This window comes from Blautia faecis, from assembly GCF_027662325.1.
Classification (GTDB): domain Bacteria; phylum Bacillota; class Clostridia; order Lachnospirales; family Lachnospiraceae; genus Blautia_A; species Blautia_A faecis.
On sequence record NZ_JAQDKY010000009.1, the window covers coordinates 1 to 13419 of the forward strand.

16 protein-coding genes and 1 pseudogene are annotated in these 13419 nt (G+C 47.4%); 3 read left to right on the plus strand and 14 right to left on the minus strand.

The genetic code is table 11. The features are described 5' to 3' along the window. Nucleotides 1-12 precede the first annotated feature (12 nt). The 14 genes from PGQ38_RS06225 to PGQ38_RS06290 form a co-directional block, all read right to left on the minus strand. A complete protein-coding gene (locus PGQ38_RS06225) occupies nucleotides 13-285 on the minus strand; it encodes a helix-turn-helix domain-containing protein (RefSeq protein WP_002593556.1) in 273 nt (90 codons plus the stop codon). Nucleotides 286-440: 155 nt separating this feature from the next. Then, complete coding sequence (locus PGQ38_RS06230) at nucleotides 441-599, minus strand: Maff2 family mobile element protein (protein WP_055156893.1); 159 nt, start codon at nucleotides 597-599, stop codon at nucleotides 441-443. 244 nt (nucleotides 600-843) lie between these two features. Further along, nucleotides 844-2688: a VirD4-like conjugal transfer protein, CD1115 family gene (locus PGQ38_RS06235; protein ID WP_005361076.1), complete on the minus strand. Its 1845-nt coding sequence runs from the start codon at nucleotides 2686-2688 to the stop codon at nucleotides 844-846. Continuing rightward, entirely contained in the window at nucleotides 2685-3155 is a 471-nt protein-coding gene (locus PGQ38_RS06240; RefSeq protein ID WP_040446572.1) for a PcfB family protein, read from the minus strand. Before PGQ38_RS06240 ends, PGQ38_RS06235 begins: the two co-directional genes overlap by 4 nt. Nucleotides 3156-3206: 51 nt before the next feature. After that, the gene (locus PGQ38_RS06245) at nucleotides 3207-4022 is read right to left on the minus strand and encodes a hypothetical protein (RefSeq protein ID WP_005361071.1); all 816 of its coding nucleotides are present in this window, start codon (nucleotides 4020-4022) and stop codon (nucleotides 3207-3209) included. 17 nt (nucleotides 4023-4039) lie between these two features. Continuing rightward, the gene (locus PGQ38_RS06250) at nucleotides 4040-4456 is read right to left on the minus strand and encodes a DUF3846 domain-containing protein (protein WP_005361068.1); all 417 of its coding nucleotides are present in this window, start codon (nucleotides 4454-4456) and stop codon (nucleotides 4040-4042) included. After that, entirely contained in the window at nucleotides 4453-5283 is an 831-nt protein-coding gene (locus PGQ38_RS06255; protein ID WP_040446570.1) for a hypothetical protein, read from the minus strand. Before PGQ38_RS06255 ends, PGQ38_RS06250 begins: the two co-directional genes overlap by 4 nt. 18 nt (nucleotides 5284-5301) lie before the next feature. Beyond that, nucleotides 5302-7230 carry an LPD1 domain-containing protein gene (locus PGQ38_RS06260; RefSeq protein WP_005361064.1) on the minus strand — a complete coding sequence of 643 codons (1929 nt, stop codon included), beginning with the start codon at nucleotides 7228-7230 and terminating at the stop codon, nucleotides 5302-5304. Nucleotides 7231-7356: 126 nt separating this feature from the next. Beyond that, nucleotides 7357-8259 carry a hypothetical protein gene (locus tag PGQ38_RS06265; protein ID WP_040446567.1) on the minus strand — a complete coding sequence of 301 codons (903 nt, stop codon included), beginning with the start codon at nucleotides 8257-8259 and terminating at the stop codon, nucleotides 7357-7359. A gap of 82 nt (nucleotides 8260-8341) precedes the next feature. Then, nucleotides 8342-8623, minus strand: a complete 282-nt coding sequence (locus PGQ38_RS06270; protein ID WP_005361060.1) for a helix-turn-helix domain-containing protein — start codon at nucleotides 8621-8623, stop codon at nucleotides 8342-8344. Nucleotides 8624-8655: 32 nt separating this feature from the next. Continuing rightward, complete coding sequence (locus tag PGQ38_RS06275) at nucleotides 8656-8880, minus strand: hypothetical protein (RefSeq protein WP_005361058.1); 225 nt, start codon at nucleotides 8878-8880, stop codon at nucleotides 8656-8658. 13 nt (nucleotides 8881-8893) lie between these two features. Next, nucleotides 8894-9874: a toprim domain-containing protein gene (locus PGQ38_RS06280; protein ID WP_067536870.1), complete on the minus strand. Its 981-nt coding sequence runs from the start codon at nucleotides 9872-9874 to the stop codon at nucleotides 8894-8896. A gap of 77 nt (nucleotides 9875-9951) precedes the next feature. Beyond that, nucleotides 9952-10824, minus strand: coding sequence for a DUF6017 domain-containing protein (locus tag PGQ38_RS06285; protein WP_005361053.1), 873 nt, complete (start codon nucleotides 10822-10824; stop codon nucleotides 9952-9954). Nucleotides 10825-10853: 29 nt separating this feature from the next. After that, entirely contained in the window at nucleotides 10854-11375 is a 522-nt protein-coding gene (locus PGQ38_RS06290; RefSeq protein ID WP_270431058.1) for a DUF5720 family protein, read from the minus strand. A 257-nt stretch (nucleotides 11376-11632) separates the two neighbouring features. Between PGQ38_RS06290 and PGQ38_RS06295 the strand changes: the two are divergent. The 3 genes and pseudogenes from PGQ38_RS06295 to PGQ38_RS06305 all read left to right on the plus strand — a co-directional run. Continuing rightward, nucleotides 11633-11827, plus strand: a pseudogene (locus PGQ38_RS06295) (site-specific integrase); the annotation flags it as partial. Nucleotides 11828-11840: 13 nt separating this feature from the next. Next, nucleotides 11841-12164: a plasmid mobilization protein gene (locus tag PGQ38_RS06300; protein ID WP_270431060.1), complete on the plus strand. Its 324-nt coding sequence runs from the start codon at nucleotides 11841-11843 to the stop codon at nucleotides 12162-12164. Nucleotides 12165-12288: 124 nt separating this feature from the next. Next, entirely contained in the window at nucleotides 12289-13353 is a 1065-nt protein-coding gene (locus PGQ38_RS06305) for an AAA family ATPase (protein ID WP_270431062.1), read from the plus strand. Nucleotides 13354-13419 lie beyond the last annotated feature (66 nt).

Here is a 13419-nt window from a genome sequence, read left to right on the forward strand (position 1 = left end):
ACAAGGATATAATCAATTCCGTTTTCCGTTATTCTTGGTTTCAATTCGCTCATGTTCCTTACCTCCTGTGGAAGCAGGCTCGTCTGGTACTAACTCAATCACATCAGTAATCTCACAATTCAGAGTTTCACAGATACGGGCTAATGTATCCATGCTGATGTGCTTTCCCTCTTTGCTCATGTTGGCAATCATATTTGTTGTCATACCAGCGGCAAGCCTTAAATCCTCTTTTCTCATATCACGCTCTAACAGTGTGTGCCAGAGTGGTTTATAGCTGATGTGCATATTGTTTTCCTGCCTTTCTATCCATACCACCGGAGCGGCTGCCCCGGCAGGAACTTTTCTCTTATTATAGCACCAATCTTGTGAAATCACAATTTATTCTTGTAGCCTGCCGCTGATACCGTCTGGATTGTGCTTTTCCTTTCTTTTTGTTCCCTTTAATTAGCCATAAACTGCTTGATCCCCTGGGATTTTGCACCTGGGTTATCATTTCCGTAACCTTCGAGAAGGTTTACAACACCCCATGCGCCCAGACCTGCGCCCAGGGCGATCACAAGGATCTTCAAAGTATCAATCGCGCTTGCAAAAAATGCCATAATGTTCCTCCTTTAATTTCAGAAATTTTAATTTGTGATATGGCCGTATCAGGCCGGAAACAAAAAAAGCCGCCGCACTGTTTTTAGAAAAAATCTGTTTCAAACAGCACGGCGGCATGGGGCAGGAAAAATCCTGCGGTTATTTACTTTTCAGGGAGAATCACGAATCCTCAAAAAATCCTCCTTTCATCGTGACAAAAACAAAGCCTGCCAGGGCGTCATGCTTTGACAGGCAGGAACAACTTTATAAAGTCTGGGAAGCCAGATCTTCGGCTGTGACTTCATAATTGCGGTATCGTTCACCGGGACGCATCGGCATCCGGGTAGAAAGAAACTTTTCGATATTAAAAGCGTTCTTCTCATTAAAATCGGAAAGCAGTTTGTAATTTGGGTGTTTGGTTATATCGTATTTCCGGGAGAGGAACGGCCGCACACCCCTGATCTGCAACAGACATTTACCCCCGTCCATGACTGCCAGTTCATCCACCGACATCAGATCCTTTCCCAGCTTTTGAAAATTTTGTCCGTGGGATTCCTGATTGCCCTTTGTGACACTGGTGTTATACAGGTCGATGGTCTCTTTCCCCAATAGGGAGTTCCAGCTTTTTAAGGTGGTTTCTTCTTTGCCTCCTAAGAAAAGGGAGGCGTCACAGTTACCGATGATGGTGTCCATGTTGTCTTTATACAGGGCTTTGAGCTGGCTTTGCGCCTGCAGCACCAGGCAGGCAGAGATCTCACGGCTTCGGATGGTCGCCATAAGACGCTCCAGGTTCGGGATCTGCCCGATATTTGCCGCCTCGTCGATCAGGCAGCGCACATGGATGGGAAGCCTTCCACCATATACATCATCCGCCCGCTCACACAAGCGGTTAAACAAAATGGAATAGATCAGACTGATCAAAAATGCAAAGGTCCCGTCCGTATCACTCATAATAAGGAAAAGAGCAGTCCGTTCATCTCCCAGCATATCCAGATCCAGTTCGTCATACATGGTAATTTCCCTGACTTCTTTAATGTCAAAAGGAGCCAGTCTGGAAGCACAGGAAATAAGGATCGACTTGGCTGTTTTTCCGGCAGCGAGCTTATATTTCTTATATTGACGCAGGGCAAAATGATCCGGGTCTTTCTGTTCCAGCGCGTCAAAGAGAAGGTCAACGGCATTTTTGAACGACTCATCATCCTCACGGACTTCCATTGCGTTCAGCATTTCTACCAGTGTGGCAAAATTCTGTTCGTTTGCCGGAGCCTCATAATAGATATATCCGATCAGTGCCGTATAGAGCAGGGTTTCTGCCTTGACCCAGAAATCGTCTCCGGCTTTTCCTTCGCCTTTGGTATTGGCGATTAGGGTAGTGACGATCTTCAGAATATCTTTCTCGGAATGAATGTAGGCGAACGGGTTAAAGTGCATACTTTTCTGGAAATTGATCGTATTGAATACCCGTATTTTATAGGACTCATAGATGATCTTTCCTTTTTCATTACGCACAGGCTTTCCGTCCTTGTCCAGCTTTGGTGTGCCTCGCTGCAACATCTTTCCGCATTCCACAAGGACTGTACCTTTCGGATCGGTGACGACGTAGGAACTGTGCATTTGCATCAGATTGGGCTTGATGAAAAAGCGCGTTTTTCCCGAACCTGATCCTCCGACTACCAGTACATTTTTATTTCTTGCATTGGCCGGATTTTTGGGCCTTCCGTTTAACATCAGTCCTTCACTTTGGGTAAGAATGATATTGTTTTCCGGATTTGGGTCCATAAACGGGGCAATATCGGCTTTATTTCCCCATCTTGCAGAACCATATTCCACATTTTTGCGGTATTTCTTAGCGTCTTTCCCTCTAAGATAGACTGCCAGCCGCATAATGGCTGCACCGCAGAAACCGATCAGCCAGTCCATTGCCGCCCCCGGCCACATACTCTGAAACGCAAGGGCAAAGCCTTCGGACAGTCCTAACAGCTTTTGGGAAGCGTCTGCTCCGGGAGCCAGCCGCACCGCTTCGCCCAGCTTGGCAAATACCAGAAGGAACAGAACATAAGGCAGATGGAGAATGACCTGTTTTTTCAATGTTTCTGCATCAATCTTCATCGTTCCGGTCCTCCGTGTTCTTTGTTCTTTACACGGTCACGGCCAAGCGACTGTGCCAGTTCTTTGAACTTATGAAGCTGTATAAGCAGCGACGGTCTGGTGCTGCGTGTAAGGTCTTTCTTTGTATATTCCTTAAAAGCTGCCGTCAGTGCATCCGCCTGGTTTGCCTTGAAATATACCGTCCATTTTGGGGGATCGGTCCCAAGTTCCTTTTCTATATGGTAGCGTACCTGATGTTTTCTGGCATACCGTTCAAAAGAGCGGATTCGCCCTGAAACTTCAATGGTATTGGCTCCGGGGTCTTTATAAGTCAGCCGCTTCATGCTGTTGCGCCCGACTTTTGGCATTGTGCGTTCCTGTTCCATCTTTTGGAGTACCGCAGCAATAGCCGCACGCAGTACCCGCCCTGACAGTTTTGCTGCCTGTATAGAAACAGAAACCGTTCGTTGTTCGAGTTCTTCCTGCAAGAGCATCCTCCTTTCTGATAAAATCGGTATTTATAATATGGAAATAACTTTTTACCGGCTTTCCCCAAGAACCTGCTGTCGGGAAGCGTGTTCAAAGGCTTTTGCTGCCTGATCGACCTGAATTTTAGCATGTTTCAAAAGCGTCTTGATGATCGTAGCCGGGCGTTCCTGTTCCTCCAGATGATCGACCATCCCTTTGCACTCATCCGGGAGGTATGCCGCCATATCTTTCAACACATCGGAAAAGTTACCCATAAAGCCCCAGCAGCTATCCGACAGCTCCCCGTTTTTATAAAGCTCAAACCCATAACATTCGCCACGCAGATAGGAATCATAAGCGGCGACTTCGCTGCGCATCAGTGCGTCCGCTTTCTGCCGGATGGCGCCGGTCATCTTGTCAGCGTCAAATTCCTTTAGGGCATCTTCTTTGGAAACATAGATCCAGCCGACCTGTCCGCTGTCCCATTCTGCATGAGGAGCCCTGCCTGAGAAACTTTCTGTACTCATGGCAAGACCTGAGTGGTCGTAGAGATAGAGGGGGAGCATCAGATACTTTTCCGAAATTACTTTCTGCATTGCTTCATCGATCGCCCGTTCCTCTGTCTTTGGTCCATGCCGGAAACGGCTGCTTACAATGTTTACCATCCGTTCATAGCGTTTCATGCCGGCTTCATCATGTCCTACGGTATCTAAATACATTTCCCGCAGGAAGTCATCTTTGTCCATATGGTTGTGATGGTCGCCCAGCGCATAGCGGGGATGAAAGCATACCATCGTCCCAAAATGTTCATCTACCTCACGGGGAGAGATCAGAATATCGTCCGGCTGCACCATAAGGGCATAAGGTTCATTTACTGCCATTAACATAATTGGCTCCTTTCTTTCTACAAATCCGGGCCGGAATGGTGCATCATCGGTTTTTCCCGGTGCTCATTGGTTGCAGGCTGCTTGACTGCAATGATCTCGCCGGCAAGCCTTGCAAATTTTTCAGGGTACTTAAACTGCTCCCCATATTTCTCCATCAGATCCGGGGAAAGGTCTGTAAAATTTTCCTCGCCAAGACCAACGATCAGAAAATTCCCGGACACAATATCATAGATGTGGCCGTCATCGTCAAAGAGAGCTCGGTTCAAAGGCAGCCCCATCAGCTTGCCTTCTTCATTGCAGATCAGAGCCACCGGGTCCTCATACGGATAGACCGCCTGAATATCTCCGCCCACTGCCGCCTGCAAGGATTTCAGACCACTTTCGATCTCCGCAGCATAAGGGGACTTGCCCGGCTCTACCATTAACACTTTCATAATTGTATATCCTCCTTCTTTTTCATTGCCGTACCGGGAGTGGTTGGCGTTTTTTCCTGAGTTTTTGCCACAGAGAGCTTCCCCAGGACGGAAGGCTTCTCCTGGTTTTCGGGTGTAAAAATACCGCCCTCCGAAACCTCGGCGGCGGCATGTTCCGTTTTGGCCTGTTCCAGTCCTTCAACCGTATAGCCAGGTAAAAGAGTACCGTGAACCATAAAATGGTGCTCATATTCTTTCGGGATCGGCGGGGAAATTTCCGTGAATAAATGGGAATAGGCTTTCTTTCGCCCGTCCAGGTATTTTATGGCTGCGTTCTTATCTGTATATCGTTTCTGGTTTTGTCCGGCAATCTTTGCTCCATATCCCTGCTTCGGGGAATGAATACGGACTTCCCATGTCACATACCAGGCAATCGGAACACTCTGTTTGGTTTCTCTGTCATATTTCGTATCTTCCCAAATACTGCAGGTCATCTGATAGACCCGGTTGCTGATTTTCTGATCCGCCCTCCAGTTATCGGTGTCTTTCCACTGGTTGCCGGTATGTTCAATCTCCGGTGTACGAAGATATTCCAAAGCCCGGTTGATCGTCTGTGTTGCCGCTGCCTGCTGTTCCCATTGTTTTGCAGCAGCCACCACGATTTCATAGGCTTTCTGCTCCCCGTCGATACTTCCCTGGCGCATGGCTTCCAGGCTATCTATTCCCATTGTGATCAGAGTAGAAATATCCACATTTTCACAAACTACGCTGTGTTCAATTTTAAGCTCTGATCCCGGCGTCAAGTGGTCGCCATACCGGTAGGCATGATAATCTTTATTTTCTTCCAAAATGCTGTTCACCTCCTGCTATATTTCCGGCTCGTGGTTTTTTCTGGAAAACGTCTGTGCCGGTGATTTTTTATCTGCCGGCCTGTTTGCCGCAAGCTGATCCATCACGGAAGGACGGCCGACGCCGAACATGGATAGCTGCCCGTCCGCCGCCTCACGAAGTTCAGAAACAGAGAGGGGAAGCGTTACATCGGCATGGGTCAATAGCTGTTCCCGTTTCAAATCCTGAATGATCTCGTCAAAAACAGCGTTGATTGCACGGCGTTCTTCCCCCACAGGGAAGGCTTTCAATACCTCCATTTCTCCGTCTTTACCGGAAACCAGGGTAAGGGCACAGTCGGCATGGCCTGCCAGATAATCCGATGTGTAGGGCAGTTTGTCCTTGATATAACAGGCAAAGGCTCTGGCTGTCATTTCCACATTGCTGTCCCAATAACCGCCGTCTTTTTCACATTCTTTTCCCATGCGTACCGAATTACGGTAAAAATCAGTTTCCGTCCGTCCAATCTGCGGAGCTTCCTGCGCCTGCATCCCGGAAAGCATACGCTCAAAAATTTCCAGCCGTTCCCGTTCACTTTTGGGAATTACCCGGCCGGTAACATTCTTCTTAAATGCGCTGATCTGTTCCACAGAGCCGGGTTCGCCGGACAAAAATGCTTCCCGCAAGACTGCGTAGGTTTCCATCTGTTCCTCATTGCCATACCGTTTCAGGGAGGCAAGAACCGAGGAATCCAGCCAGCTTGCCGCATTTTTCCGGGTGCGTTCTGTTTGTGCTTCCGTGCGCTTTGCTGCCTGTTCCGGTGTTTCCGGTTTATACTTCATGGTGTCAATGAGTTTTTGGAACGGCGCATAGAGGTGGGGCTGTTCTGACAGCATCCCTTTTGCTCTCATCTTTGTACCAAGATAATCGTCAAGTCCATGCCACCATTCATGTGCCAGGGAACCGGCCCCGTGCATTTTTGTAAGATTGATGACTGTACGCAAAGGTTCATAATGAGCTGCAGCATTGCCGCTGCCTCTTGCACCAAAAGCGATAGCAAGTGTTCCCTGATAAGCAATATCTTTATCGCTGATCTTAAGGGCTGACGCCAGATCCTTTAGTGCTTCAAATCCCATGTTAAGGGAGGTCTGCCGGTCGTTCTGGTTCATCCAGTTTCCAAACTCACCGCCGCGGAACCCAAAGGTATCAAGATAATGCTGTCCGGTGATCTCCACGCCATTCCGATAATCCGGTCCGGTACGTTTGACATGGGCAAGCTGTGGAGGGACAAAACGGATCTTTCCGTTTTTGTTCCTGCCTTTGGCAAGTTCCTGCACCCATTTCAGGGCAGCTTCTTTGGTCCCAAAATTGGTCCGCAGGATCGAATAGCCTTTTGTCACATAGTAGGTACCGGGTTTCCAGTCCCCATTTTTAGAATAGGTCTGTTTCCCGTCGTTGAAGTGGATCGCATAACCTTTCGGTATTTTCTGCTCTTTGGAAACACAAAACTGTTCCTTTTTTGCTTCCTGAGTAAAGTTGCGCTCAAAATATTCAGCTGAGCGGATCAGCATGGTATTGGACAATTTGTTTGTGATCACGGGATTGTCCTGTCCCTTTTTCGTTGCCCGGTAATGGATTCCGCTTCCCCAGCCCTGTACCTTTTCTAAATATCCATTGTCAACGAAAAAGCGGTCATAGGCTCTCACAGCATCCTCCACAGTACGGACATCTGAAAGCACTGTCTGCAATTCCCGGACTGTTTTTATATATTCCTTTTGTCTCGCGGTCCGTTTTTCCGGGGTGTCATCCGTGCGGTAATACTGAGGGGAAGCGTTTAAGCCGTCTCTTGCTTTTTTAATAAAATAGACCACGCCAAGAGGAATCCCTTCCTCCAGCATGGCTGCATAGTCCGGCTTTTTCCAAACATTATCCTTTTTCACAAATTTTTCGGCTTCGCGCTCATTCATGGCTTCCAGATCATCTGCATACAGCCCGCGGTCTTTCCACAGGTCTTTTTTCGCACCGCCGATCTTTTCGCCGAAATCTTCATGCACTCCTGCCAATCTTCATCACCTCCAGTCAGTGTAAAATTCTTATCGCTCCGGGGCAGGGCGGCGTTCTTCGTTTTTGTGAAGTTGTGGGAGGTTTCCTGTGAGCCGGTCAGTTTCCCTGCGGATCAGTTTGTCCAGAGCGCCTAAATCCTCCGGTGCAATGGCAAACTCCCGGTAATTTTCATACCACAGGCCCGTAGAGATTGCCGCGATGGGCGCAATTTTCTCCGAACCGGATGGAAGAAGGCGATACACAGGGGCTTCGTCATAAAGAAGCATCTGCTTTGCCGTTCCCTGTGGTATGCGGTACTTATCCATATCCGGGTTCTGGGCTGCCTCCATATATTGCATATTCAGGCGTTCTTCTAAATCCTGGGGCATATAACGAAATGCCTGATCCATCCACTGTCTGAACATCGTGGAATAGTGGTACTGCCATTCCGTAACTTGATTCGGGGCATAAGAAAATCCCCAACTTTTCAGAGCATCTTTTTCGTAAAGCTCCATTTCAGTCCATTCTTTCAGGCTGACCGTAGCCGCTGAACCATCTTTGCGTTCAATATTGACGCCGCAGGGATAGAGGATATTTCTTTTTATATCCTGCCGCAGCGTGTCTAAATCCATCATCAGGACATCTCCGTACAAGTGACCGCCCTCGCTCCGATCCGTATGAAACAGGAAAGCCCTCGCTCCGATGAACTCCGTTGTTAAGATCATTTGATGAAGATCCGCCGTAGAACAATAAGCAAATAAGGCGTCGGAAAGCCACATGTGATTTTTCCCCATGATGGCAATGGAATCAGCCCCGGTATTTGTTGCCAGAGAACGCATATTGAATTCGCATTCTCTAAGAAAATCTCCGGCAAAAATATGGAGTTCATACGCAAAGACGGATAAGTCTGTATCGCGGATCAAATGAATCTGCGGTAGTGGTTCCTGATTCAATCAAATTCCTCCTTTCATGTGAAGCAGCTCTTTGACCTGCTCATTTTCCGCAAACGGCTGGCTATCTGTCCCCGCCATTTAATCAATCCCTCCCATCTGCCGGTAGCTGCCCGCCGGCAATCTTGCCGACAATCTCCGGACCGGTTTCATAAATCTGCATGAGGCGTTTTGCTGTGCCGCAAGGCTGTGCAGCTCCGCTGGTCCAAAGACGCACTGTGGATGGGGCAACATTCATCAAAAGCGCAAAGCCCTTTTCGTTCATGTCCAGCTTTTTCATCAGCGATTTAACCATATCGGGGCCGTAGTCTGGACACCGGGAAGCCTCGGCAATCATCTGCAAAGCGGTATTTTCAATTTTTTTCATTTTCAAATCCTCCTGTTATTTGTTTTCCAGCCTTATGCCGGGGCAAAGCTGATCTGGTTGTGTTTCATCCTTTTGGCAAAGTCCGGCATCGAATAATTTACCCCGTCAATTTCTGCATGGGTGTCATCCAGACGATGACAAACAGCAAAGTGCCTGTCCCCGTTTCCATAGAACAGGCAGAGTAAACCATTGTCGGGAATGGAAAACAGCGCTTTTCCGGCGCTGTCTGTAAAGCAGATATGTTGAGATCCATTCATGTTGAAATCCTCCCTAAATTGAAACAGCCGCCTCTTTTGGGCGGCGTTGGTGCTGGCTGGTTTGCAGTTGTTCCCGAACCAGCAGCAATTTCTCATTGTAATCTTTTCCCATCCGGGGAGGGTTGACACTTACCCGGATATGACGGAAACGTTTATCCTCGTGAAGCATGGTCTTGATTTTCCGGGCATTGACAAATCCGGCAAGGTCGTGGTCCATATAAAGGGTAACACGCCGTATCTCCGGGTGGCGTTCCAGGAAAGAAGTCAGCGCCACATGGGAAGTACCGCCCAAAGACAAGCGATAACCATTCCATTTCCATCCCTCCAGCTCTTGAAGTGTCGCATGGGAAAGCGCATCAATAGGAGCTTCAAAGACTGCCACATGCCGGCTGCCCGGACTTTGCGGGGGATAACAAAAGTTATATCCTTTGTCGCTGCCATAGACATCCTTTTTGAGATTGCCGCTGATACTGCGCATACAGGCAAACTTCGCTTTCCCGGAATCATCTTTCCCAACAAACACACAAACCGGTTCTCCATGATACCGGGCTTCGTAAAAAATCCCGGCTTGTAAACACTGGCGAATGACTTCTGAGCTGATCCCCCGTTTCTGCAAATAGAAGACCGCAGCGGTCGCGCAACGTCTGGCCCAGGGGAGAGCGAATGTTTTCTTTTCCGGCTCTTTTGATACCTGTATTTCTGCCGTACTTCGGTAAGCCGGTTCCTGTGGGATTTCGCCACCTACCAGAGCATGAACCGCATCCACAAGACCATATCCCCGAATCTGGATCAGGTAGTCCAGCGCATTGATACTCCGTCCGCGGCTGTTCCAGTACCAGTACCTTTTCCCGGTCACATATACCAGACTGTCATGCTCCTTATGCCGGAAATTAGGTCCATCCTGTTTCAGCACGCCGGGTTCATGGAATTGCAGGTAAGTAAACAAGTCAGCTTCCCGCGCTGCCTGAATCTGTTCTTTGGTTACGCCGGGCATAGTACCGGCACAGTGTTTCTTTTCATTGTGCTTTGCCTCCTTCCTGTGATGAAATGAAAAAAGACACCCAAAGGTGCCTAACAGCCGTACAGGTCGTGATTGACCTCGGCACGGTAATAGCTGTCCATTGTAGCCGGGGCATTATACAGCGCCGCCAGCAGATACGCTTTGATGTTTCCGACCTTCGTTGTGTTCTTGTCGATACAGTCAAAGACATACTCTAAGTGGCCGGAATTGATCTTCAGGAACCGGCTCTTGACGATTTCCCTCGGAAAATCATCTCCGGCAATGCGAATGTAAGGGCGTTTCGACAAAATCACTTCAAGCATAAGTTCAAGGGCTTCATCCAAACGTTCCCTGCCATACCGTAAGACCAGTAAGTCATATTCAATATTTTCTTTGATGATTTCACGATAGGCTTCTATCAGCTCTATCCGATCCATCCCATCCGTGCGGTTTGCCGCTTCCGGCTCTGCCGGATAGATTGATGGATAAGTTATTGATTTATCTTTTTTTGATTTTTTTGTTTTTAATGGATTAGTATTTAATTGTGCCGGATTTTCCTGTTCAGGTTCCGCCTGTTTAGGTTTTGCCTGTTCTGGTTTTACCTGTCTTGGATTTTCCCGTTTAGGTGAAAGCCCTGTGTTTTCGGTACTTACAGGCTGCTCATGGATCGTATATTCAATGTCTCCCAACTGCCCGTTATCATAGCGGAGGCGCTGTCTGGTGAGATAACCATGCCGCTCCAGTTCCTTCAGGGCAGTAGTGATAGAATCCACACCATCCTTGCAGATATGGGCGAGTCCCTTTGTGGTATAATCCCAATCTTCCGGCAGCGACAACATAAGTGATAAAAGCCCCTTTGCCTTTAAGGACAACTCCGTATTGCGCAGATGGTGATTGCTCATTATCGTAAAGTCCTTTGTTTTCTCTACACGGAATACTGCCATTGTACCGCCTCCTTTCTTCGACTATTCCGTTACAAGGCATGATCCCTGCGGTCATAATGGAGATGACCGTCAGAGACCTTCGCATGGTTTTTCAGTTTCACTTCGCCCCGCTCCTGGCTCTCTAAAAATTTCTGATAGCCGGCATCTGTAAGGAACAAGCGCATCTTATCGCCTTTGTCGCCAACAGGGGAATCGTAAGACAATACATCAAAGACGATCATGTGCTTTACTTCTGGATCAAAGCGTTCAAGTGCCATGATGTCATGCCCCTTCAATTTTTCTGCCCCTGATTGTTGTCTGGCCTCGGCGATCTTTTCTCTAATCGTCCGGGCTGGATAGGGCAGACGGTAATTCTTCTGAATATCTTTTACCAAGTCCATGCACTCTGCATTTGACAGAACACGAAGTTTTGCCATAAGACCTTCTGCCGCCTCCCGCTGTTCGGAATTATTTGAATACCGCACGGTCATATAAAGTTCATTCAGGATCTTTGTCTGATAATCGCCCTCCACTTGAAAGAGCAGCTTTTTTTCCATTTCGTTTAATTCCATGTGGATCTCCTTTCTCTCGAAAATGAGTATGAAAAAAGGGCGTCCACCTATAAAAGTGAAACGCCCACGGCAACCAGCGGTCAGACATAAAGCCGGACCGCTGGCACTATTAAATTTTGTCGTTAATAAAACAGCCTCCTTTTTTCTTTATAGTTTTCGTCAATTTTCAACTTGGAAAAGGAATTGAATAAAAGACGACAAACGCTCAAACCCCTTGAAAATAAAGGCTTTTTCTGTTTGTCGTTATTATACCGTAACGGCACAGCCATGTTTCCCTGCTGATTAATATGGGATTTACAGCTCTTGCAATCGGGAAACGTGTAGGGCATTCTGCGGAAAAGATCACTTACCGGTATACACATTTATTCCCATCCGTGCAGACAGAGATGGTAGACCGATTGGATCAGGAACGGATGGATGTAATGTTCGAGACTGAAGAATTTACGAAGTAGAGGAGGAAAACAGATGTCAGCAAAAAACAGGGACAATCAGGGACGTTGGAGGAACAAGACTGTAGCTTTCCGGGTATCACCGGAAGAGGATGAATTGATTGAAACGCTGGTCAGATTATCCGGACTTACGAAGCAGGAATATATTGTCCGGCGCCTGCAGGAAAAAGAAATTGTCGTAGTAGGGAATCCAAGAGTGTATAAAGCACTGAAAATGGAACTGACAAAAGTTCTGGAGGAGCTTCAGCGCATCAAAGGAGGTGAGGAAGTACCAAAAGATTTATTGGATGTGATTAAACAAATTACGGTAACGATGAAGGGAATGAAAGATGGACAGTAAAAAGCCTTTAAGTGTCGGCAAACACCTAAAGGCAGGGATTTGGTAGAATACTCAAACCAAAACTTTCTATGGGTATTCTATCAAAATCTCCTGTTCCTTTCAACGGGAAAATAAGGAGGAATGGATGGAAACAAACAGATTAGTGACACAGAAAACAGAAACAAAAAGGATGCAGCCGGATCTAAAGTTGATAAATATGGAAACGGTAGAGGTGGAACAGATTGAATGGCTGTTTTACCCGTTTATCCCTTTTGGAAAAGTAACGATTATTCAAGGAGATCCCGGTGAAGGCAAGACCACGATGGTGCTTCAGATCATTGCAAAATTGACCAGAGGAGAAAAGATTCTGCCGGAGCAGGAACAGAAAACCGAGGAAAATAGTGGAGCAGAAATGGTTGTTGATTCTGATTTAAAATTATCGGAAAGTCCGATGGAGCCTGTGAATGTTATTTACCAGACTGCAGAGGATGGACTGGGAGATACGATTAAGCCGAGGCTTCTGGTAGCTGGTGCAGACTGTTCCAGAGTGATGGTCATTGATGACCGGGAGCAACCACTTACTATGCTGGATATCCGACTGGAGGAAGCTATTATGCAGACAAAAGCCCGTCTGGTGGTTTTAGACCCGATACAGGGGTTTCTTGGTGCAGAGGTAGATATGCACCGGGCAAATGAAATCCGCCCGTTAATGAAACGTGTGGCGGTGCTTGCAGAGAAATATCACTGTGCAATCATTCTGATTGGGCACATGAACAAAAACAGCAACGGAAAGTCTTCCTACCGTGGTTTAGGTTCTATAGATTTTCAGGCGGCAGCCAGAAGCGTGCTAATCGTGGGGCGAATTAAGGATGAACCGGAAATCCGTGTGGTATGTCACGTGAAAAGCTCCCTTGCACCGGAAGGAAAGTCCATAGCATTCCGTCTGGATAAGGAGACGGGTTTTGAATGGATCGGGGAATATGACATCAGCGCAGATGATCTGCTCAGTGGTGACAGCAGAGGGCAAAAAAGCCGGAAAGCGAAAGAGTTCTTGATGGAGATACTGGCTAACGGTGGTATGGCTCAGAGAAAGATTGAAGAAGCTGAAAAGCGTGGGATTAAGAAGAAAACACTGCGAAATGCAAAACTGGAACTGGAGATTAATTCTGTAAAACGTGGCAATCAATGGTTCTGGATGTTGTCAGAATAAAAGGAAGATGGCAAGATGACTATTTCTTAAGAACAGGGCATCTTGCCACCTTGAAAGGAGCAAGCA

Bases quoted from the DNA above. Each gene is read 5' to 3' on its own strand.
- PGQ38_RS06285 (WP_005361053.1), bottom strand. From the start codon at position 10,824: ATGGCAGTATTCCGTGTAGAGAAAACAAAGGACTTTACGATAATGAGC.
- PGQ38_RS06305 (WP_270431062.1), top strand. From the start codon at position 12,289: ATGGAAACAAACAGATTAGTGACACAGAAAACAGAAACAAAAAGGATG.
- PGQ38_RS06290 (WP_270431058.1), bottom strand. From the start codon at position 11,375: ATGGAATTAAACGAAATGGAAAAAAAGCTGCTCTTTCAAGTGGAGGGC.
- PGQ38_RS06270 (WP_005361060.1), bottom strand. From the start codon at position 8,623: ATGAAAAAAATTGAAAATACCGCTTTGCAGATGATTGCCGAGGCTTCC.
- PGQ38_RS06225 (WP_002593556.1), bottom strand. From the start codon at position 285: ATGCACATCAGCTATAAACCACTCTGGCACACACTGTTAGAGCGTGAT.
- PGQ38_RS06300 (WP_270431060.1), top strand. From the start codon at position 11,841: ATGTCAGCAAAAAACAGGGACAATCAGGGACGTTGGAGGAACAAGACT.
- PGQ38_RS06250 (WP_005361068.1), bottom strand. From the start codon at position 4,456: ATGAAAGTGTTAATGGTAGAGCCGGGCAAGTCCCCTTATGCTGCGGAG.
- PGQ38_RS06280 (WP_067536870.1), bottom strand. From the start codon at position 9,874: ATGCCCGGCGTAACCAAAGAACAGATTCAGGCAGCGCGGGAAGCTGAC.
- PGQ38_RS06235 (WP_005361076.1), bottom strand. From the start codon at position 2,688: ATGAAGATTGATGCAGAAACATTGAAAAAACAGGTCATTCTCCATCTG.
- PGQ38_RS06230 (WP_055156893.1), bottom strand. From the start codon at position 599: ATGGCATTTTTTGCAAGCGCGATTGATACTTTGAAGATCCTTGTGATC.
- PGQ38_RS06275 (WP_005361058.1), bottom strand. From the start codon at position 8,880: ATGAATGGATCTCAACATATCTGCTTTACAGACAGCGCCGGAAAAGCG.
- PGQ38_RS06260 (WP_005361064.1), bottom strand. From the start codon at position 7,230: ATGAATGAGCGCGAAGCCGAAAAATTTGTGAAAAAGGATAATGTTTGG.
- PGQ38_RS06245 (WP_005361071.1), bottom strand. From the start codon at position 4,022: ATGTTAATGGCAGTAAATGAACCTTATGCCCTTATGGTGCAGCCGGAC.